This window comes from Shewanella colwelliana ATCC 39565 (genome assembly GCF_000518705.1).
In the GTDB taxonomy this organism is placed as follows: domain Bacteria; phylum Pseudomonadota; class Gammaproteobacteria; order Enterobacterales; family Shewanellaceae; genus Shewanella; species Shewanella colwelliana.
In genome coordinates this window covers 190,484-211,174 of the sequence record NZ_JAEC01000005.1, presented here as the reverse complement: position 1 = coordinate 211,174, position 20,691 = coordinate 190,484, and the positions used below count along the sequence as shown (strand labels likewise).

Genomic DNA, 20,691 nt, shown 5'->3' with positions numbered 1-20,691 from the left:
TTTTTTGTCGTGCTTTACAGACCTAAGAACGACTTAGACTTCACTTTACGGATCTCTTTTTCATCAGACCATTCGATTAGTCCTGTTTCCAAATCCATAAGGCGCATTGTCATTTTGTAGTAAACATCTTTGGTGCTGCCGTCTTGCTTGACGATGCTAGACAGATTGCCATAAAGCATGAATTGCGCACCGATTTGACGACCAAAATTAATGGCGGTTGAAGGGTCGACCATACCTGAGTTGTTTTGGTAATCGAGCTGTTTACGTACCGCGTCGACTTTTGTCATGTCGATAAAACGAAACTTACCTGAGCGCAGTAACTTGTTGCTAATTGAGTCGGTCACCGACTCAGTATCGATATGCTCTGAGGTCTTATTTTTAATCTTATCAACGAAGATGATTGGACGATCATTGGCTGTCATAGCGACAATCGGTGGGAAAGTCAGCATGCTATCGACCATCTTAGCTGTGATGGCTTGTAGGTCGGTAGAGCCGAAGTTCTCATTCACAGTTTCGACTTCTGTTGCATCACCGTACTGGACCTTAGATTGACAGCCTGCCAGGCCGATTGCCACAGCAATGATAAAAATGAGGTTAAACTTTTTCATAAAAATACCGATTCCTAAAAATAGATTAAATGATTATTGAATAAAAACGGGTGTAATTACCAGTGTCAATTATCCAAACGAGTGTTGTTTTACCGCTTTGTACGTCAATGATTTGTGTTGCTGATTGATCTAAGCCTATCTGATAACTGCCACTGTCGACATATTTACGTGCCAGTTGCGCCTGTTTGGGCAGTGTGAGCCAGCTACGTCGGTCCGCTTGTTCCGTGATCACGTTAAAGATCTGCATTGCAATAACGGCAGCGTCGGTTTCGTTACGGCGTTTTTTCGACTCACTCTGGACACTTTGGGCCATTTCTGCTTTAGCGTAAACCCGCGCAGCTTGGCGTATTAACGCCGAGGGTAATTCCTCTTTCAGCGCGGTTATGGCTAAGGCATCGATGTTAGCTAATGGCGCGGCATTTAGTACATTGCCTAATCCAGTTATTTGCCCAGGCCTTATTGATGTGCTGTCCGAGTAGTAGGTTGCCAGCGATGCGGTTTGCCAGTTGCCATCAATAGTAAATGGTACGGTAAAGCTCTGTTTGGCGGGGACAAAAGCGCGCTCTAGCAGCACCACGACTTGCCCTTGTCCTGGAGTGGCCTGTTTAGCATCTCCCCAACGACGCTTGAAGTCATCATATTGCGGCATAGAGAGCTGTTTAGCTAGGCGAACTAAGTCTTGCTGTAAATAGGGATTGTTTGGTGATATTTGTGCGGCTTTACGGTAATCAATGTATGCATCATTGCTTTGCCCTAATAGCTCGTAGAGCAACCCCGTGGTGTAATAACTATAGGCATTTAAAAAAGAGCTGCTTGTGGTGCCCGCCGCTTTACCCAGCTTATTCATTTCGGCATCGATGGTACCGTTTGCCATCGATTGCACTGATTTCATCGATTTTTGATAGCGGGCTTGCTCTGAGCTTTGCAACTCGTTGCTGCGCCTGACTTCAACCAAAGCACCTTGGCTATCGCCGCTGAACAGATAGTTTAGGGCTTGGTATTGATGCAACATGATGCGCTCGTACCCCGGACCTCGATAGGGGATCACATTGTCATTGAGGAACAGGCTGCTAGCCGTCGCGCCAATGTCTGATGCACTGACTACGGCTTTATCATCAAACTTGAGGTAGGCGGCTATCGCTTTATCGTAATAGCTTTTACTGGCATTAAAGTCACCACTTATCTGGGCGACTCGACCCGCCTCTTGAGCGTAAAGTAGTCCATCTGCACCTGTTATTTGATCATCAAATTGACGGTATAGCGGCGCGTTTGATGGCCCATTAAGCTCTGCTTTAACGGGGGCAATTTGCGATGGATAATTAATAAAAAGACTATTAAAAGCACAACCGGATAAGCTTAAACTCAATAATATGGTAACGACTAAACGCTTCATTTCCATCTCTCCTGTTGAGCATAATCCGTCATTGGCAGCTTATCCATGTCGATCCTTTCACAGCGGCTTAATAGTGTGGTGGCGGTGTTTCTTCAGATTGAGAGGCGATTTGACTCGGCTCTACAGTCTGGAGTTTGTTGATCAGTAGCTGCAAATTTTCTTGCTGCTGTGCGATGAGGTCATTGAGTTTAATCACCTGTAGGTTTAATTCTTCAATGGTACTTTCCTGAAATGCGAGTTTCATTTCAAGATCTTCAATACGTTGTTCTAAATGCACCAATGTATCCTCTATTGGACTGGGAGTGACCAGGTCTCTAACAAGCCATTACTGCTGATGCTGGAGATGTGGTTATTTGTCGGTTCTGCGACAGAGTATACAACGGCACCTTTGATTTGGGCATGCTCTGTTCGACTAACTCGCCAATTTGCGAGCATTTTTCCGTTGCTTATTTGCCAAAGGCTGACTTCTCGAGCAGGTGTGCCCGTCAAGAGGTGCTTATTATCATTGGTAAACCGAGCGGCTGAAAAGTTCATTTGTCGTCGTGAAATATTGAGTTTGCCGAGTGTTTGTCCGTCGCTTGCTTGCCAGAACAATCCTTGGTTGGTGCTGTCTGCGGCAAAGACTAAGCTGCCATCTTGGCTGATAGCTACTTTAATGGCACGGGTAGGTAGTGCCCAGGTGTGAATAGGTTGACCGGTTTTTGCATGCCAAAGGATCACTTGTTTATCATTGGCACCGGTAAGCGCGAGTGTTCCGTCGTTAGACAACGCCACGCTATTGACCTTTTCACTGTGCCCAAGAAATTTGATTAAGCTATTGTTTGCTGGGTCTAAGGACATCACGCTGCCATCGGTTAAACCAATTAATAGTGAGCCTGTATCTGATATCGCAAGGCTTTGTCCGGTAGAAGGGAGGGACCACCAGCCTAAGGACTGCCCGTTTTCCATGCTCCACAGTGCCACGGAGTGATTACTTAATGAGGCTGCATACTTGAGATTATTGGCTATCTTAGTGTCTATCGCGCTGTTCTGGCTGTCATCTTGGGTCCATTGGTATTTCTGTGTTTTGGTCTGCAGATCCCACAACTGCAAGCCATTGTTAGCGGTACTGACAAGCACATAACGACCATCCACCGACAGATCGGCGCTGTAGCTAGGCTCATTAACTATCTCGGTTATCTGCGATTTAGGCTGACATGCAACCAGTAACAGTGAACAAATTATCAGCAAGTGAGTGCTCTTCATGAACTTGTCCTTAGTCTCGTTGTCTTTAGCTCAAGCGCTATTACATTGAAGTATGCAGCGATGGGCGATGACTCAAGCAAATTATCAGTAGATCGCTTATCCGCTCACGACTTAGATTAAACATCTTCAATGTAATTGGAATATGTTAATTAACTAGTATAAAGTGGTTCGTCTTATAAAAGTAAGGTTATTGTTACCACAAGAGAATGCTGAGGAAGCTTTAATGAAGTCTATTTACAAAATTTCACTGGTCGCACTAGCAGTGTATGGTTTAACTGCTTGTAATCAAGAACAAAAAACAACAACCGCGGCAGAAGTTAAATTAGAAACTGAAGCGCAAAAGCAGGCGTACAGTGTCGGTGCGTCAATTGGTAAATATATGTCAGGCCATATTAAAGAGCAGGAAGAGCTAGGTTTGCCTGTTGATCGTAGCCTGATTATTACTGGATTCAGCAATGGCCTTAACGATGAACTTAAGTTGACCGAAGAGGAGATGCAGACTGTATTGCAAAGTCTTGATGAGACGCTTAACGAGAAGCGTCAAGCACAAGCACAAGCGTTAGCGGATAAAGCGCTTGCTGAAAGCAAAGCATTTTTAGAAGCGAATAAAGCAAAAGAGGGTGTGGTAACCACTGAATCTGGCCTACAGTATGAAGTATTAACACCGGGCACTGGTGAAAAACCTGCCGCTGAAGACACTGTTGAAGTTCATTATGTTGGCACGCTCACTGATGGCACTGAGTTCGATAGCTCTGTTGCCCGTGGCGAGCCAGCTAAGTTTCCATTGAACCGTGTTATTCCTGGTTGGACAGAAGGTGTTCAGTTGATGCCTGTTGGTGCAAAGTATAAGTTTGTGATCCCAGCTGAGTTGGCTTATGGTAATCGTGATACCGGTTCTATCCCTGCTAACTCAACTTTGATATTTGAAGTTGAATTACTGTCAATTGAGAAAGCGGCGGCGCCAACGGCAGAAGCGGCAACAGACGGTCACGCTCACTAATCTTTTACGGCTTAGTATTACAGATTGGTTTAAAAGGGATGCTTCGGCATCCCTTTTTTGTTGCTTAAAAAATAACGGATGATTGGTATTAACTTCGTTATCCTTTTTAGATATTCAATATCATTACGATAAGATTGCGGCGCATTTTCATTGAGCTTGAGTTAAAATTTGTGGGACGAATTATTTTGGACTTGAGTTATGGAATATGAATTTCGCCGCAACACGTTGACGGGGACCCTGTTAGCTAACTTTACTATGGAACACGAAATCTTAGGTGTTTGGTTTGTCGATGAACTGGGTGAAAACACTGAGTTGCGTCAGTCTATCTGCACTACTATCCTCGCATTGCAGCAAGGTAGCCTCAATGAGAAGCGATATGTCGGTAAAGGGATCTCCATCGAGTTAGATACAGAGCAGGTTAGGGTGTTTGCTAATGTATTAGAGATGGAGGACGAGTTTGAGTTAGACGAGTCAATGTCTTTGTATAACGGTGAGTCAGAGGCGTTTTGTGGCTTAGAAGATTTTGAACATGCATTGTTGAGCTGGCAAACCTTTCTCAAAGAGAGTCGCTAGGTTTTGATAAACACTCAAGGCAACGCTATCTGCCTTGAGTGTTTTATATTCGCAATTTTTATTGGTTCAGGTAACGAACTGCCATCTCTGTGCGAGATTTAGCGTTGGCTTTACGTAATAAGTTTTTAACGTGTACCTTTACCGTTCCTTCGCTGATATGTAGCTGCTCGGAGATCACTCGGTTGCTTTTACCTTCTGCAAGCTGCTCTAAAATCTGTAGCTCTCTTGGCGTTAGATTATCAATCCATTCTTGCTCATCAGCACTATCTTTAAGTTCATAAAGAAAATCCTCTACCGACTCAGAGATCACTCTATGGCCTTGCATGGTGTTTTTAAGTTTTTCTAGGAGAAGATCAGGCTCAGTATCTTTGAGCAGATAGCCATCAGCGCCAGCCCTTACCAGACGAATAACATCTTGCTTAGCATCGGAAACCGTTAAGATCACTATGCGTGAGGTAACCCCTTCTTGACGCAGCGCATTTAGCGTATCGAGCCCTGTCATCCCTTTCATATTGAGATCGAGTAAAACGATATCAGGCTCATCCTCGGCAATAGACGATAGTGCATCTAGGCCACTACCTGCTTCACCAAATAGAGTGAAGTCAGAGTCAGAGGTGATCAACTGACAGATCCCTCGACGTAATAAAGGATGATCATCGACAACTAATACAGAGTAGGGTTTGCCCATCTTTTTCTCCAGCGTCTTTTTGCTGATGTTAAACATACTGCCAAAATGGAAAGCACTAACCTATTGGTTAGGCTCCTGTTCGGGCGGAAATTGAAGTGTTACTGTGGTACCGCCATTGTCATTGCTGCGAAAGTCTACCACACCTGATAGCCGACTTGCGCGTTCATGCATGATCCCAATACCAAAATGTTGATCACGTTCTTTTAACTTTTCGAGCCCGACACCATCATCGCTAATACTAATGAGCACGTCGCAGCCATCGGTTGTGCAGGAAATATCAATATGCTTGGCATTGGCGTGCTTAATCGCATTCAATGTGGCTTCCCGTGTTAACTGTAATACATGGATATGCTGATGGGCGCCCAGTAGTTGCATTGGTAGTTTGTAATCCAGGGTGATGACCGCGTCAGTTTTACTTTTGAGCTGATCAAGCATGACCTCTATGGCATGGTTTAAATTAGGGTCTTTGATCGTTAGCCTAAAGGTAGACAATAATTCACGTAGCTGAACGTAGGCGGTGTTTACTCCTTCATTAATTTCAGACAGTTGTAGCTCAACTTGTGGGCTGCGGCAACCCACATCTAGTCCTTTAGAAAGTAAGTTCACTTGGATTTTTAAAAATGACAATAGTTGACCTAAAGAGTCGTGCAATTCACGGGCGATGACCCCGCGCTCCTCCATTAAGGCTAGTTGTTGACGTTGCTCACCAGCATTGTAGATGACGATAGAGCGAGCCAACATGATGGCGAAGTTTTCAAATAATGGGTGATTGATCTCATCGGTTGAGGTGACCTCTAAATAGCCTAACACATTGTCATCAAACTTAAGTGCAAAACGGGTTTGGGTCACGCTTGATAGCGGCCAACCGCCGTCAGCTTCAATGACGAGTTTTTCTTTATCATCTTGTGAAATAACTAAGCGAAGAAAGGTATTCGGTTCGTGAATGCGCAGTTGGTTTAAGGCTTGTTTCAAGGTGCTGATATCTAACTTTCCCGAGTGTAACATCACTAAGTTGTCATATAGGAGTTTGAGCTCATTGTTGGCACGGGTGAGGGCAAAAGTTTTCTCTTGTACTTGGTTTTCTAGATTGCTATAGAGCGCAGATAGCTCTTTAGCTGTGCTGGCCAGGGCATTGCTCAATGCACTCAGCTCGATATATTCACTCTGGGGGACGTCAACATCGAAGTTACCTTTAGAGATGACATTGGCTGATTCCATCAATTGATGTAGAGGTTGCACAACTTTGCGCTTAGTAAAACGCACTGCAAAGAAGGCGATCAACAGCATTAAGCTTAAGCCTGCTATCTGGCTTGCGGCTAATAATCGGAGCTTAAATGCGGCGTGTTGCTCTGTTTCTAACACCAATAAGTCAATGGTATCGACGAAGTCTTTTAACGAGGCCGCGTATAGGCGTGAATTTTCCTCCTCAATATAGAGTTTCATTAACTTCCATTTTTGTATGACTAATAAGTATTGGTCGGCCAATTCATCAGGTGTCATCCAGCCCAAAGAACGTTTGAGAGCATCAGAGTAAAGGGTTGTTTCAAACTCCTGGATTTTTTCGTCTGCTTGTTCGCTGCCAGAGTTGGCGTAAAACATCAAACGGTAGCTTTGCATGCGCAGCGAGCCTGATGCGTTGATGGCTCTGGCATCGCCCAAACTGTATGCCAAATTAGCTATTGCGAAGGTTGCAAGACCGCTAGAAAGTAATATTAATGTTAACATTACCCCAAAAATGGTGGAGGTAAGACTGCCTTTCTTCATTGACTAGAACTCATTAAATTATTAGGAAAAAATAAAGAATACGGACTATTCTGCTTAATTAGGGATTGTTTATAAAGTTAACAATCTGGTAAAAATGTGACCAACAACACGTTTACATTATGATCTAACTCAAACTTTATCTCGGATACCCCATAAGGGGTATATTTTTAGTTGGCTTAAGCAGCTAACTTTGGCCTTGGAGATGATGTGGTTATTTAGACTACTATAAAAAGTAACACGGAGATGAGATGGTGAGAACATTAACTAGAAAAACCTTTGCACTAAGTGCTTTGGTCGCCGCAAGCTTAATGGCTACTGGCGTGATGGCAAGTGATAAAACTGAGCCACGTAATGAAGTTTATAAAGATAAGTTTTCAAAGCAGTATGAAAGCTGGCACGACACAGCTGAAAGCAAAGAAATTGTAGATATGCTTGAAGAAGTACCTAGTCTAGTTGTGTTATGGGCAGGTTACGGCTTCGCAAAAGATTACAATGCACCTCGTGGTCATATGTATGCAGTGACTGATGTACGTAATACCCTTCGTACTGGCGCTCCTAAGTCTGCTGAAGATGGCCCAATGCCAATGGCATGTTGGTCTTGTAAGAGCCCGGATGTACCTCGCGTCATCGAAGAGCAAGGTGAAGATGGTTACTTTGCCGGTAAGTGGTACAAAGGTGGCGCTGAAATCGTCAACACTATCGGTTGTGGTGATTGTCACGAGAAAGGTTCTTCTAAATTACGTATGTCTCGTCCATTTGCCGATCGCGCCATGGCAACACTTGGCACTCCTTTTGACAAAGCGTCTAAGAAAGACAAGCAGTCAATGGTATGTGGTCAGTGTCACGTAGAATACTATTTTGAAAAGACCAAAGAGAAGAAAGGTTTTGTCAAGTTCCCTTGGGATATGGGCACAACCGTTGAGCAGATGGAAGTCTACTATGACAATATGGAGTTCGCAGATTGGACCCATGCAGTTTCTAAGACTCCAATGCTAAAAGCACAGCACCCAGGTTATGAAACTTGGCAGTTAGGCGTGCACGGTAAGAACAACGTAAGTTGTACTGACTGTCATATGCCTAAAGTTAAAAATGCAGAAGGCCGTAAGTTCACCGATCACAAAGTGGGTAACCCATTTGATCGTTTCGAAGAAACTTGTGCAACGTGTCATGAGCAAAGCAAAGAGTTCATGGTTAACTTAACGAAAGAACGTAAAGTTAAAGTTGCTGACCTTAAAGCACGTGTTGAAGCTCAGTTAGTTAAAGCTCACTTTGAAGCGAAAGCTGCATGGGATGCCGGTGCAACTGAAGCTGAAATGAAGCCTATCCTTATGGATATCCGTCATTCACAATGGCGTTGGGACTATGCTACTGCCTCTCATGGTGTAGCAGCTCACACAGCTGATGAAGCGTTACGAGTACTTGGTACTGCGGTTGACAAAGCGGGTGATGCACGCGTTAAGTTAGCACAACTACTGGCAACTAAAGGTGTTAAGCAACCGATTGCTTACCCAGACACTTCAACCAAAGCTAAAGCTCAAGCAGCATTAGGTATGGATATGAAGAAGATGAACGCTGCGAAAGAAGAGTTCAAGAAAACGACTCTACCTAAGTGGGATGAAGAAGCTAAGAAGCGCGAAGCGACTTACTAATATCATTTACCTTACATGATAAAAGCCCTGGTCAGTTGACCGGGGCTTTTTATTTCAGGGGCTATATTTCTTACAGCCGTTATTTAATTAACTTTAACAGTGCTTTAAACCGTTCACCTTTTGCTTCTTGTTGTAACTCAAACAGTAACGATTCTGTATTGTTAAGCAGCGCCCCATGTTGCAGCATCATCTCAATACCTAAGCTTCTGTTTTCTGCTGTTCGAGATGAAACGGCGTCGGCAATCACATGAACTTGGTATTGGTTGCTCAATAAGTCACGGCAGGTTTGGTACACGCAGATATGGGTTTCAATCCCCGCTAGCAAAACATTGTTCCTTGCAGTTGCGGTCAGTGCTGCCCTAAATTCTGGTGCGTGCCAGGCACTAAAATGTGCCTTAGCGATTGGTTGATGTGCAGCGACTAATTGTTCACGCAATTTGTCGCTTGTTGCCCCGAGTTTGTCTGGCAGTTGCTCAAGCCACAGAATGGGAATATTAAACAGTGTAGCGGCTTCGATTAGCGTGGAAATATTATCTTCTAAAGCTTGCGCGTTACGCATCATCTTTGCCAGCTTGCCTTGGACATCGACAATGATGAGAACACTCTCCTGCGGGTTTAACATAAGTAACTCCTCTGTGATTTAACATCATCATACCTTTGATTCGCGGTTAACCAATCGTCTATAAGTCGAATATCTATCTCGCCCTATTATTGTGCGCGCACTGCATAGTCGCACTTATTTGGTGCATTATTATGCGATCTGATGTCGCTGTTTTTTCTTAAGGCTCTGTTTTTATATAGATTTTATAGTTGGCCTGATGATTGAATTGTATTTGGCATAACAAAATACCATTCACGATTCGGAGGCTGGCATGAAATTAATCAGCGCAATAATCAAACCATTTAAATTGGATGATGTGCGAGAAGCGATAGCAGGACTTGGCATTGAAGGCATGACAGTGACTGAGGTCAAAGGCTTTGGTCGTCAAAAGGGGCACACAGAGCTATACCGTGGTGCTGAGTACCAAGTCGACTTTTTACCCAAAGTGAAATTAGACATTGCGACTAAATCCGAAAACGTTGAGTTACTTATTGAATCGATTGTTGCTGCAGCACGCACTGGCAAGATTGGTGACGGTAAGATTTTTGTAACCGATTTGGATCAAGTTCTGCGTATTCGTACGGGTGAGCTCGATAACGAAGCACTATAAGAGGAGATGATGATGGAAGAGTTAACAGCATTAGGTGCAACCGTTACCGAATTGAGATTTGCATTAGATACCTTTTACTTTTTGATTTCTGGGGCACTAGTGATGTGGATGGCCGCAGGCTTTGCCATGTTAGAAGCGGGCTTAGTACGCTCTAAAAATACCACAGAAATTTTAACGAAAAACGTTTGTCTCTACTCAATTGCTTGTGTGATGTATTTGATTGTTGGCTACAACATTATGTATGTCGACAACGCTGAAGGAGGCTGGTTGCCATCGTTTGCTAGTCTGATTGGTTCGCAAGCGAGTGACGCTGATCATGCATTGGAATCAGACTTCTTTTTCCAAGTTGTCTTTGTGGCAACCGCAATGTCTATTGTGTCGGGCGCTGTTGCTGAGCGTATGAAGTTATGGGCGTTCTTAGTGTTCTCGGTTGTGATGACTGGAGTGATCTATCCAGTGGAAGGCTACTGGACATGGGGTGGCGGATTTTTATCTGAAGCGGGCTTTGTTGATTTTGCGGGCAGCGGAATCGTACATATGGCAGGCGCGGCAGCAGCGGTAGCAGGTGTGTTACTACTCGGTGCGCGTAAAGGAAAATATGGTGCAAATGGCCAAGTTAACCCTATCCCTGGTTCTAACTTACCGATGGCGACATTAGGTATGTTTATTTTGTGGATGGGTTGGTTCGGTTTTAATGGAGGCTCGCAACTTCTCGTCTCTGATGCTGAAAATGCCTCAGCCGTAGCCAAAATATTTGTGAACACTAATTCAGCTGCGGCATTCGGTGCGATATCTGCGCTCATTGTATGCAAGATGGTATGGGGTAAGGCCGATTTAACCATGATCTTAAATGGTGCATTGGCAGGTCTAGTCGCCATTACCGCCGACCCGTTATCACCATCACTACCTGTTGCCGGAATGATAGGCTTAGCAGCCGGTGGTTTAGTGGTGTTCTCAATTGTGATGTTTGACCGAGTAAAGATTGATGATCCTGTCGGTGCTATCTCAGTGCACGGTGTAGCTGGTCTATTTGGCTTAGTGCTGGTGCCACTTTCAAATGCCGATGCGACCATTGGTGGTCAGCTATTCGGTGCTGCGGTTATCTTCGCTTGGGTATTCTCAGCATCATTTGTGGTCTGGTACGTCCTTAAAGTGACGATGGGCATTCGAGTCACAGAAGAGGAAGAGTATAACGGTATGGATGCTTCTGACTGTGGTATTGATGCTTACCCAGAGTTTGTCTCGCTTAAAAGTGCAAGTTAATGAGCTTATATAGCAATAGATAGTACAGAGCCCTGGCCGGTAGGTATCAGGGCTTTGTTTTTTTGTGTCATAATCACTCAAGATTGTTGGAAAAGGGGAGCGGTTATGCCTACAAGTTTAATTGTCCTATTGTTATTACTGCTCTGCCTGCCGTTATCGTGGGCGGGGCAAGTTGTTGTGAGGAAATCAAGTGAACCTTTTGATGCGTTTGCGGTGCGAGATAAGGTATTGCAAGAACACGCATGGCAAGAGTCACTAAGGTTGCAACAACAGATACAGGTATTACAAGCGTTACCCATTGGCTGCGTGCTCATTCAACGGCCCTATCGTCATTATGGTTGTGGCGCAGCGTTCTATCGGCCTTATCACTACCAAGAAACGGGCAAAAAATCTTCAGAAGTCTTTATTCAAATTGATCCGCCTGAGTAATAAGGTTGGAGAGCGCTGGGAGGTGAATGAATCTTAGGTACCTTTAAGCCGTTTAACTGTTAATATTTTGTAACGCTTTGCTCCTGCAAAAGTCAAAAGCCTACTTTATGATGGATCTTATGAACTTCGATTGAGGTGGCAAAATGATGACACGAACTTTCAGCACTCTTCTTGTTGTATTGGCGCTTGTTCAAGGCTGTGCGTCGACCTCTTCAAAGCCTAGCGTCGATAACGTCGAGCAATACTTTCTTGACCAACACTTTGTTCAGACAGAAGCTATCGCCCCTAAGGCACTGTTTCACCTTCCTAGTTTGGCCACTCAACAGTTGCGTGTAGAATTTAGCAAAAGCCGTATGTCGCGCAATTACATGCTCGCCAATCAATGGTTAGCGGACTATATCAATGCTGATAATGGCGGCTTTTTGTATCAAGACAATATGACGCGAGTTGCCGCCGACACCTATGGTGACCGAGCGGGTAACTGTCTTTCATTAGTGTTATTGACTGCAGCAATGGCTGATGCGCTAGATGTTGATGTTGAGTTTCAAGAGATTGAGGTGCCCCCTATATGGGATAAACAGGGAGACTTTTACCTGGTTAATGGGCATATCAATTTACGCCTGATACCAAAAGAGACTAATGATACGTTTCATGTTTCTAAGCAAGCGATTCAGGTTGATTTTTTACCTGAACGATCAGTAAGAGGCTATGCAAAAAAGCAGATTGATAAAGCAACAGTTATGGCGATGTTCTACAACAATGTAGCGGCAGAGTCACTTGTTGTGGGCGATTTTGATAAGGCCTACAGCCATATAAAACAAAGTTTACAGTTGAAGGCCGACTTTGTTCCGGCATTGAATACCTTAGCCATTCTGTATCGTTATAAAGGCTTAGATGATGCGGCGGAAACGGTTTATAAACTAGCATTGGGTCAAGATGGAGAAGATATGAACGCGCTGTTTAACTACGCTGTGCTCTTATCTAGCCAAAACCGTTTAGAGGAGTGGGCTGAAGTTCACAAGACCCTTGAACTCGCTCGGATCCGTAATCCCTATTACTATTATGATATGGCGCAACAAGCGTATTTCGACAGGCAGTATGATGAGGCGCTAACTTGGTATAAACGTGCAGTGGAAAAGGCGAACTATCGGCATGAATTCTATTTTGGTTTGTCTCGTGCTTACTGGGCTACCGGTGATGAGGATAAAGCGAAGCGTAATTTAGAGAAAGCGCTGGCTTTATCTGGCGACGAACATAATAAACAACGCTATCAAGCTAAGTTACATGCAATGAAAACACATTGATGGGGCTAAGAGTTAAGTTTACTTGGTCGCATTATCGTGTCACTTTGCTTAAGGGTTGAAATCCCTTCATCGATTTGCATACGAAGCGTGTCATTAAAACAGGCTATTTTTCGCTGTGCTGGTGCAAAAAGAGAGTGTTCGCTGATCGCTTGTTCTGTGTCAATCTTATGAGCAAGCAGTTTCCGATAGTGTTCAAATATACGTCTTTCCATAACAATCGCTTCAACCCTACCAGTAAAGAGCATCAGTACTTGGCTACGTTGGCTGTTTGATTCGTTATATTGTCTGTTATTTCTGCTCATATCACGAAACTCTTGACCTAAATATTTGGTCGCATTCTGAAATCCATTTAAAGAGATTGCCTGCAGATCGGCAATGCTGTTAATGACAAATTGATTTTTACTTAGACTGAAAACGCTGTTCTGATACTCAATCAAACTTTGGGTGTAAAACAACCCTTCAATATTTGGGTGGGCGTTGATTAAGCAATCAACATTGTGCGTTTGTACCTGACGTGCGGCGCGTTTGTTGGGAGAGAAATACAGCTGTGAAATAGCCAAGTTTTGGGTGGCAAGAGCCGCTTTGAGTAAATCGTATTGTAGGCCGCTTTTCTTGTCAGCATAGAAATAGGGCGGAATACTATTGCTGACTGCAAAAGATACCCCTTTTACTGGCACGTGGTTTGCCATTACAGGAGTCCATGCTAATAGACAGCAAAACCATAGTGAAACTCTTGTCATTTAATTGATGCGCTCCCTATGTCCACTCATCTGAGTATATTCCTATTTTTGTTTAGTCATTGCGCTGCAGAGCTAGCGGTGCACCTATATTCTGTCGATGATATCGCAGTTTGTTATCGCTTGTTATTTTCGCCGTCATGGTGCTTTAACCGTTATCTGTTTCAATCTCTGCCAATAATCGAATTAAAAAAGTGAGGTAGACAGCAAAGGGTGAGCTTCTATAGATATTGTGTTTGTTAACTAGGTGGTTTAAAGAGTTATAAACTATTTTTGGATAAATGTTAACTGTTTATAGCTAGTTGCTGTTTGATGAGTTTTTAACTTGCTAGTTTTTTGTGATATCGAATTATTAAATTTATTTAAATACAATGATTTAAATTTATTTATTGGGTTTTTCTATTGTTTGGTTGCAACTGGAGCTAATACTGGATAAATTGAATGCAGTTATGCAGAAGAGAGATCTTATTTTTAACCGTTAGCCGGAGTGTAAATTTATACCATGTATTACCAAAACGATGATGTTCGTATTAATAAAATTAAAGAGTTATTACCTCCTATCGCTATTTTGGAGCGATTTCCGGCTACAGAAAATGCTTCCGCAACAGTATTCAATGCACGTAAAAATATTCATAATATTTTAAAGCACCGAGATGACCGTTTATTGGTTGTGGTTGGTCCTTGCTCTATTCATGATCCCGTTGCGGCGCTTGAGTATGGAAAGCGTTTGGCACCGTTGCGTGAGAAATATAAAGATCAGTTAGAAATCGTCATGAGGGTTTATTTTGAAAAGCCTAGAACAACGGTTGGTTGGAAAGGGTTAATCAATGATCCTTATATGGATAATAGCTTTAAACTGAATGATGGTTTACGGACAGCAAGAAAGCTGCTGTTAGACCTCAATGATGCTGGGGTGCCAACAGCTGGTGAATTTCTGGATATGATCACGCCGCAGTACGTTGCAGATTTGATGTGTTGGGGAGCCATTGGCGCTAGAACTACAGAATCTCAAGTTCACCGCGAGTTGGCCTCGGGTTTGTCTTGTCCTGTTGGATTCAAAAATGGCACTGATGGCACCATCAAAGTGGCTATCGATGCTATCGGCGCTGCTAGTGCCCCGCATCACTTTCTTTCTGTAACTAAATTTGGTCACTCAGCTATTGTATCGACCAATGGTAACCCTGATTGCCATATTATTTTGCGTGGTGGTAAAGAGCCGAATTACAGCGCAGTCCATGTTAAAGCGATCACAGAAGACTTAAACAAAGCGGGGCTAGATACCAATATCATGGTGGATTTTAGTCATGCTAATAGTTCTAAAAAGTTTAAGCGTCAGATGGTGGTTGCAGAAGATGTTGCTGGTCAACTATCCGCGGGCGAAAAGGCTATTTTCGGCGTGATGGTTGAAAGTCATTTAGTTGAGGGGCGCCAAGATTATATCGAAGGTGAACCTCTTCGTTATGGGCAAAGTATCACTGATGCATGCATTGGTTGGGATGACACAGAGCAACTGCTTGAGACCTTAAGTCAAAGTATCATATCGAGAAGAGCCTTACGTTGATACTGACGTGGTGCTATTGCGCATAAAAAGGAAGCCGCTGGCTTCCTTTTTTATTTTGAGAGTTGTTTAACTAGGTATTCATTGGCTTTGGCTAGGCTGCCAAAAGACGATATTAAATTACTCTGCCCTTTTTGTTGGATCTCAGGGGTATTCGATTCGGTCATCATCCATACCCAAGTTTGTATCAGTGGTAGCGGAGGGTACTGTACTTCAGATGATTGTTGCATATCGGTTTCCTTTATCAATATTGGGATTATTCCCGACGCTTAAGAGCTGTTGGTGGTGCACCAAAAGATGTAGCAAAGAGTATCAAAATCTCTCAAAAGAGATAACAATAATAACTCTCATTTGGACAGCAATCGGTAAATTATCTTGTTAGTCTAATCCCTTTGTATAGTTTTTAAAGTAAAAAGTAGGTCAAAAGTATTACTGCCTTGTCTGGCTTATATATAAGTGGGCAGTAGTTTATCCCTAATGGGGTATAATATTGGCCGCGCTTCTAGCTGCAGTTAGCTAATTTGTTAAATGATATGCATCAGTCGCTGGCAGCTAGGCTAAAGCCATAACTGTAATCTTTTTGTTACTGTATCAACTCGTTTATGGAGCAATCATGCGCCCCTCCCTCTATTTTGACGGCCCCATCGATAAACTAAATTGGCATGTTTTAAAGTTACTCTGGCCTTATTTACTGGAGTTTAAGGGAAGAGTGGCCTTAGCACTGATGTGCTTGGTCATCGCAAAACTTGCGAGTGTTGGTTTGCCTTTTGTCTTAAAGGCGTTAGTCGATACATTAAGCGGTGCATCGACTGAACAGATGATTAGCGTACCGATAGCGCTAGTGGTTGCCTATGGCAGCATGCGCCTGCTGAACACTGTTATTTCAGAAGTTAGAGATACTTTATTTGGACGCGTGACAGAGCGAGCTATCCGGCGTTTAGGCTTGTCGGTTTTTGAGCACTTGCATCGATTAGATTTGGCATTTCATTTAGAAAGAAGAACCGGCGGTTTGTCGCGGGACATAGAGCGTGGTACTAGCGGTGTCAGCTTTTTGATGCGTTTCATGGTGTTTAATATTGTGCCGACGTTGTTAGAAATAGGCCTAGTTGTGGGGATTTTATTTTATAACTATGGCTTGGCTTTCGCAGCGATTACGCTTGCTGCCGTTGTTGGTTATATTGCATTTTCTGTCATAGCAACGGAGTGGCGAACGGGTTTTGTGCGCGAAGCCGCCCAAGCCGACTCACAGTCAAATACGCGTGCAATTGATAGTTTGCTTAACTATGAAACCGTGAAATATTTTAATAATGAAAGCTATGAGTCACGGCAATATGATCACGCGCTGGAGCGCTGGGAAACGGCCAAGAGAAAAAATCGATTGTCGTTATTTGCGTTAAATGTCGGCCAAGCATTAATCATCTCTTTTGCTATGACCGCAATGTTAGCGTTGGCTGCAAAACATGTCGCAGAAGGGGTGATGACCATTGGTGATTTTGTGTTGATTAATGCCTTCATGATGCAGTTATTTATGCCGCTCAACTTTTTAGGTTTTGTTTATCGAGAGATTAGAGGTGCGTTGGCAAATATTGAACGTATGTTTAGTTTGCTCGACCGACAACCGCTTATTAACGACCTTCCAACAGCGACGACGCCTTCCATTACAAAAGGTGCATTAAAATTTGAGGGCGTGAGTTTTAGTTACGGTGAGCGCCAGATTCTTAAAGCGATCGATTTTGAGTTAAAGCCGGGACAGAAGGTTGCCATCGTGGGCGACAGCGGTGCGGGTAAATCTACCATAGTTAAATTGCTGTTTCGTTTTTATGATACAAACCAAGGCAGCATTTTCATTGATGGACACGATATTTCGGCGATGACCCAAGATGCATTGCGCAGTGCGATAGCGATTGTGCCACAAGATACCGTGCTATTTAACGATTCATTGCTTGAAAATATCCGCTACGCAAACCCAAATGCTAGCGATGAGGAGGTCAACGCAGCGATAGAAATGGCGCATCTGTCTGCATTTGTGAAACAGCTTGAGTTAGGCTGGCACACGAAAGTAGGGGAGCGAGGTTTAAAACTTTCTGGTGGTGAAAAGCAACGGGTAGCGATTGCGAGAGCCATTTTGAAGGGGTCGCCCCTACTCATATTTGATGAAGCGACCTCTTCGTTAGACAGCCATTCAGAAAAAGCGATTTTGACTGCGCTGAAAGAGATGACGCAAGGGCATACGAGTTTGGTTATCGCGCACAGGTTGTCGACGATAGTCGATGCTGATCAAATTTTAGTGCTCAGTAAGGGAAGTATTGTCGAACGAGGCACTCATGATGAACTGATTATCCAGCAGGGCTTGTATCAAAAACTGTGGACAGTTCAACATCAACAAAGTTAATCGATTTTTCATGGGTTAAGCTGGCTGTAGAGGCCAGCGATCACTTTGCTAAAGAAAGGCTTATTGTTATTTGCCTACTAATTAAGCCTTCGTTCAGGTTAGCTTTGCATAATAGGGCTAAAAGATAACCCTAGCGAGATTATGCTGATGAAAAACATTCCAATACGCGCAAGCATTGAAGGCCAAACAAGTATGGTTGATACCGATTGGTTGGCGATTATGGCGACATTGAAAAAACGTGGAATAGAGCAAGAAGAGTTGCAGCTCATCTATTCTCAGCTAATGGCGTATTTGCGAATTACGACGAGGGGATTAACCTTATCAAAGATCCCTCAATCTACGTCAATAGCGGGGATTACACGTGAACCTAAGGTATCTTCAAGAGACTATATTGGAATGGTTGGAGCTTAAGCTGTTTTCTTCGTGTTAACGGTTTTCCAGCCATCACACAAAAGGCTGAGTTTATTAGTGTCGGACTCATAAGGGGTTAGTCGAATGATTTCCCCTCCTTTGAAGCAGATAGTCTCTCCTTCAATAACGGTTAATCTATCGCAATTTTGGCAGCTTACAGATAATGGTTTACTCTTACCCGCTGAATCAAAAAAAGAGTTACTCACCAGATCCTCCAGTTCAGACGTAGCTTCACGTCTTTTGTCCATAATTTGCTAATGTAGTCAATTATGGCGCATAAATCTAGCCTTATCGAACTAAAATATATATAGCGGTTATTCATTGCCCGAACTAAGACCGTATTGGGTTATAACTATACTTAATGTCCCTTCATTAGGTAAGGTTAAAATGAATAACTTGTCATATTCATCTTCTGATAAATTGGCCAATGTAGGCCCTCCGAGTGCAGCTATGATAAGTGGGACTGTATTGGAGTGACCCGCAATAATCACGTTCCCTTTAGCTCCTGACACTAATTGTGAGATCTCTTGGATATGCTCATCGATATTTTTGCTAGCAGTGACACTGACATGGTTTAGGCTACGAGCGCTGATAAGAGGCGCTAATGTCTCTTGAGTGCGGCGAAATTGGGTGGTGATTGCTAACGATAGTGGAGTGCGTTCAAGCGTTGACATTAGTGCTATTGCGCGCTGTTGTCCTATTGCGGTTAGCCCAGGATCGGGGCGTTGGCTATCTTTCTCAGCATGCCTAACCAATATTACTGTTTTTGACTCATGCAACTCAGCGGCGACAAGTGGCGCGGATTGTAGTAATAGAACTGCGATCAATAACTTAATTATATGCATAAGAATCATCTCTATGGATGGTGAATGTGGTTGCGACACGATTAGTTAGCCTATCATCCAATCTTTATTGATAAAACAAGATAAAAACTAAAGTTGATTAAATAATGGTCGATACTTAGAGATAAGCTATCGTCTTTTAAAATTAAGTGAGGCTGTAATGGAGATTAAGAACCACGGCGGCGCAGTGTCAGAAGTTGCGCGTAACAAGACTGAAACTTCTGGTAATCATGGCCAACAAGTCTCAGAGGTGGCAAAAAACAAAACCGCTCTGGCTGCCAGTAAACAGATGATGAACACGGCCATTATCGCGGCGCAACAAGAGGTCAATTTAAGCTCAAGCAATGAACCTATGCGGCTACTTTATAAGGCAGCGATTGAAGCGATTAATGAAGAGCTGGCACCAACAATGGGCGAGCATGCAATTGAAACTGCTGTTGAACAGGGAGTAGACACCTCACCGGAAGCAACTGCTGAACGTATAGTTAGCTTTGCGACTCAGTTTTTTGCTATCCATCAAGAGCAAAATAGTGGACTCTCGTTTGATGAGCAGTTGAACTCTTTCATGGATAAAATTGGCGGGGCTATTGATCAAGGGTTTGATGAGGCCAAAGATATATTGTCGGGATTAAAAGTGCTAGAGGGAGATATTGCTGATGGTGTCGATCAAACTTACAGTCTAGTGCAGGAGGGGTTGCAAGCATTTAGGGGCAGTTTTTCCGAGCCCGAGGCCCCAACCTCATAGTAATGGTAAACAGTAAGTACTTTCTTTATAAGCCCCTACTATTTAGGGGCTTTTTGTTATCTTGACTCGAGTAAATATAAGGTTAATGATGGTTTAAAGCCAAGATAGATAATATGACGATAAGGTGGATATATGTGGCAAGAGGCTAAGGTGATAGCGCGTATTGATTGGAATCATCAACTTTTCACTTTAAAATTGTCGGCTGACATAGCGCCTTTTATCGCTGGGCAGTTTATCAAGCTTTCTCAACATATTGATGGTAAGCGTATTGCTAGAGCTTACTCCTTGGTTAATGCGCCGTCTGATGACTATTTAGAGGTCTTGGCTGTAAGCGTCGAGGAGGGGCAGTTGTCTCCCAACTTACAGGCGTTGCAAGTTGGTGACAGTATCGATATCTCCACTAAAGCCAGTGGTTTTATGACCTTAGATGAGCTTCCGCAACAAGGTCGAGATCTGTGGCTGTTTGCGACAGGCACGGCAGTCGGCCCCTTTATCTCGATGATGAGAACGGAACAGCCATGGCAACGCTTTGAGCACCTAGTGTTAGTGTATGGGGTGCGGCTTGCAGCAGATCTTGCGTACTACCAGGAGTTATTGGCTTTAAAAGCGCAATATGGCGATCAGTTGAAACTGGTGTTATCGGTGACCCGTGAACAATTTGATGGTGCGATGAATTGTCGGATCCCCACGGGCATGGCAGCGGGTGAGATTGAGGATAAGGCGGGTTTAACGATTTCTCCTGAATCATCTCAGGTAATGATTTGTGGCCATCCCGAGATGATAAAAACCCTTAGTGCGCAGTTAAATGAACGTGGCTTGGTAAAAAATTTACGCCGAGCACCTGGGCAGATCACGGTTGAAAAATATTGGTGAAAATAG

General features: G+C 43.5%; 23 protein-coding genes. 12 read left to right on the top strand and 11 right to left on the bottom strand.

The genetic code is table 11. From position 1 onward, the window contains the following. Window positions 1–14: 14 nt before the first annotated feature. The 4 genes from lpoB to L876_RS0102890 form a co-directional block, all read right to left on the bottom strand. On the bottom strand, window positions 15–608 hold the full coding sequence (lpoB, locus tag L876_RS0102905; RefSeq protein ID WP_037427853.1) for a penicillin-binding protein activator LpoB: 594 nt from the start codon (window positions 606–608) through the stop codon (window positions 15–17). 25 nt (window positions 609–633) lie between these two features. After that, the gene (locus L876_RS0102900) at window positions 634–2,001 is read right to left on the bottom strand and encodes a COG3014 family protein (protein WP_156029366.1); all 1,368 of its coding nucleotides are present in this window, start codon (window positions 1,999–2,001) and stop codon (window positions 634–636) included. A 67-nt stretch (window positions 2,002–2,068) separates the two neighbouring features. Beyond that, the gene (locus tag L876_RS0102895; RefSeq protein ID WP_028762419.1) at window positions 2,069–2,281 is read right to left on the bottom strand and encodes a SlyX family protein; all 213 of its coding nucleotides are present in this window, start codon (window positions 2,279–2,281) and stop codon (window positions 2,069–2,071) included. A gap of 8 nt (window positions 2,282–2,289) precedes the next feature. Further along, window positions 2,290–3,246 (bottom strand): WD40 repeat domain-containing protein, encoded by a 957-nt coding sequence (locus L876_RS0102890; protein ID WP_028762418.1) that lies wholly within the window; start codon window positions 3,244–3,246, stop codon window positions 2,290–2,292. 223 nt (window positions 3,247–3,469) lie between these two features. Here L876_RS0102890 and fkpA point away from each other — a divergent pair, with 223 nt between their 5' ends. Together fkpA and L876_RS0102880 are read left to right on the top strand one after the other, a co-directional pair. Next, entirely contained in the window at window positions 3,470–4,246 is a 777-nt protein-coding gene (gene fkpA, locus L876_RS0102885; protein ID WP_028762417.1) for an FKBP-type peptidyl-prolyl cis-trans isomerase, read from the top strand. A 198-nt stretch (window positions 4,247–4,444) separates the two neighbouring features. Beyond that, window positions 4,445–4,819 (top strand): YacL family protein, encoded by a 375-nt coding sequence (locus tag L876_RS0102880; protein WP_028762416.1) that lies wholly within the window; start codon window positions 4,445–4,447, stop codon window positions 4,817–4,819. 58 nt (window positions 4,820–4,877) lie between these two features. On the opposite strand, the gene L876_RS0102875 is transcribed toward L876_RS0102880, so the two are convergent. Both L876_RS0102875 and narQ read right to left on the bottom strand, forming a co-directional pair. After that, window positions 4,878–5,507 carry a response regulator gene (locus L876_RS0102875; protein WP_028762415.1) on the bottom strand — a complete coding sequence of 210 codons (630 nt, stop codon included), beginning with the start codon at window positions 5,505–5,507 and terminating at the stop codon, window positions 4,878–4,880. Window positions 5,508–5,567: 60 nt separating this feature from the next. After that, on the bottom strand, window positions 5,568–7,271 hold the full coding sequence (gene narQ, locus L876_RS0102870; protein ID WP_028762414.1) for a nitrate/nitrite two-component system sensor histidine kinase NarQ: 1,704 nt from the start codon (window positions 7,269–7,271) through the stop codon (window positions 5,568–5,570). Window positions 7,272–7,519: 248 nt separating this feature from the next. Between narQ and nrfA the strand changes: the two genes are divergently transcribed. Further along, window positions 7,520–8,920: an ammonia-forming nitrite reductase cytochrome c552 subunit gene (gene nrfA / locus L876_RS0102865; protein WP_028762413.1), complete on the top strand. Its 1,401-nt coding sequence runs from the start codon at window positions 7,520–7,522 to the stop codon at window positions 8,918–8,920. A 79-nt stretch (window positions 8,921–8,999) separates the two neighbouring features. Here nrfA and L876_RS0102860 read toward each other — a convergent pair whose 3' ends face one another. After that, the gene (locus tag L876_RS0102860) at window positions 9,000–9,542 is read right to left on the bottom strand and encodes a hydrolase (RefSeq protein WP_028762412.1); all 543 of its coding nucleotides are present in this window, start codon (window positions 9,540–9,542) and stop codon (window positions 9,000–9,002) included. Window positions 9,543–9,792: 250 nt separating this feature from the next. Between L876_RS0102860 and L876_RS0102855 the strand changes: the two genes are divergently transcribed. From L876_RS0102855 to L876_RS0102840, 4 genes are all read left to right on the top strand, one after another. Beyond that, a complete protein-coding gene (locus L876_RS0102855) occupies window positions 9,793–10,131 on the top strand; it encodes a P-II family nitrogen regulator (protein ID WP_028762411.1) in 339 nt (112 codons plus the stop codon). A gap of 12 nt (window positions 10,132–10,143) precedes the next feature. Then, window positions 10,144–11,394: an ammonium transporter gene (locus L876_RS0102850; RefSeq protein WP_028762410.1), complete on the top strand. Its 1,251-nt coding sequence runs from the start codon at window positions 10,144–10,146 to the stop codon at window positions 11,392–11,394. A gap of 105 nt (window positions 11,395–11,499) precedes the next feature. Further along, window positions 11,500–11,823, top strand: a complete 324-nt coding sequence (locus L876_RS0102845) for a hypothetical protein (protein ID WP_028762409.1) — start codon at window positions 11,500–11,502, stop codon at window positions 11,821–11,823. 146 nt (window positions 11,824–11,969) lie between these two features. Further along, on the top strand, window positions 11,970–13,127 hold the full coding sequence (locus L876_RS0102840) for a tetratricopeptide repeat protein (protein WP_028762408.1): 1,158 nt from the start codon (window positions 11,970–11,972) through the stop codon (window positions 13,125–13,127). Window positions 13,128–13,132: 5 nt separating this feature from the next. On the opposite strand, the gene L876_RS20940 is transcribed toward L876_RS0102840, so the two are convergent. Continuing rightward, window positions 13,133–13,816, bottom strand: coding sequence for a type 2 periplasmic-binding domain-containing protein (locus L876_RS20940; protein WP_051412875.1), 684 nt, complete (start codon window positions 13,814–13,816; stop codon window positions 13,133–13,135). A gap of 550 nt (window positions 13,817–14,366) precedes the next feature. Between L876_RS20940 and aroG the strand changes: the two genes are divergently transcribed. After that, entirely contained in the window at window positions 14,367–15,425 is a 1,059-nt protein-coding gene (gene aroG / locus L876_RS0102830) for a 3-deoxy-7-phosphoheptulonate synthase AroG (RefSeq protein ID WP_028762407.1), read from the top strand. A gap of 50 nt (window positions 15,426–15,475) precedes the next feature. On the opposite strand, the gene L876_RS22880 is transcribed toward aroG, so the two are convergent. Then, a complete protein-coding gene (locus tag L876_RS22880; protein ID WP_169731088.1) occupies window positions 15,476–15,652 on the bottom strand; it encodes a hypothetical protein in 177 nt (58 codons plus the stop codon). A 383-nt stretch (window positions 15,653–16,035) separates the two neighbouring features. Between L876_RS22880 and L876_RS0102820 the strand changes: the two genes are divergently transcribed. After that, on the top strand, window positions 16,036–17,814 hold the full coding sequence (locus L876_RS0102820; protein ID WP_028762406.1) for an ABCB family ABC transporter ATP-binding protein/permease: 1,779 nt from the start codon (window positions 16,036–16,038) through the stop codon (window positions 17,812–17,814). A 147-nt stretch (window positions 17,815–17,961) separates the two neighbouring features. After that, complete coding sequence (locus L876_RS0102815) at window positions 17,962–18,225, top strand: hypothetical protein (protein WP_028762405.1); 264 nt, start codon at window positions 17,962–17,964, stop codon at window positions 18,223–18,225. Here the strand turns inward: L876_RS0102815 and L876_RS0102810 are convergent. Both L876_RS0102810 and L876_RS20935 read right to left on the bottom strand, forming a co-directional pair. After that, entirely contained in the window at window positions 18,222–18,431 is a 210-nt protein-coding gene (locus tag L876_RS0102810; RefSeq protein ID WP_028762404.1) for a hypothetical protein, read from the bottom strand. The genes L876_RS0102815 and L876_RS0102810 overlap by 4 nt on opposite strands. Before the next feature lie 108 nt (window positions 18,432–18,539). Continuing rightward, window positions 18,540–19,070 carry a phosphoglycerate mutase family protein gene (locus tag L876_RS20935; RefSeq protein ID WP_156029365.1) on the bottom strand — a complete coding sequence of 177 codons (531 nt, stop codon included), beginning with the start codon at window positions 19,068–19,070 and terminating at the stop codon, window positions 18,540–18,542. A gap of 157 nt (window positions 19,071–19,227) precedes the next feature. Here L876_RS20935 and L876_RS0102800 point away from each other — a divergent pair, with 157 nt between their 5' ends. Together L876_RS0102800 and L876_RS0102795 are read left to right on the top strand one after the other, a co-directional pair. After that, window positions 19,228–19,812 (top strand): DUF5610 domain-containing protein, encoded by a 585-nt coding sequence (locus tag L876_RS0102800; protein ID WP_028762403.1) that lies wholly within the window; start codon window positions 19,228–19,230, stop codon window positions 19,810–19,812. Window positions 19,813–19,944: 132 nt separating this feature from the next. Continuing rightward, a complete protein-coding gene (locus L876_RS0102795; protein WP_028762402.1) occupies window positions 19,945–20,685 on the top strand; it encodes a ferredoxin--NADP reductase in 741 nt (246 codons plus the stop codon). Window positions 20,686–20,691: the final 6 nt, after the last annotated feature.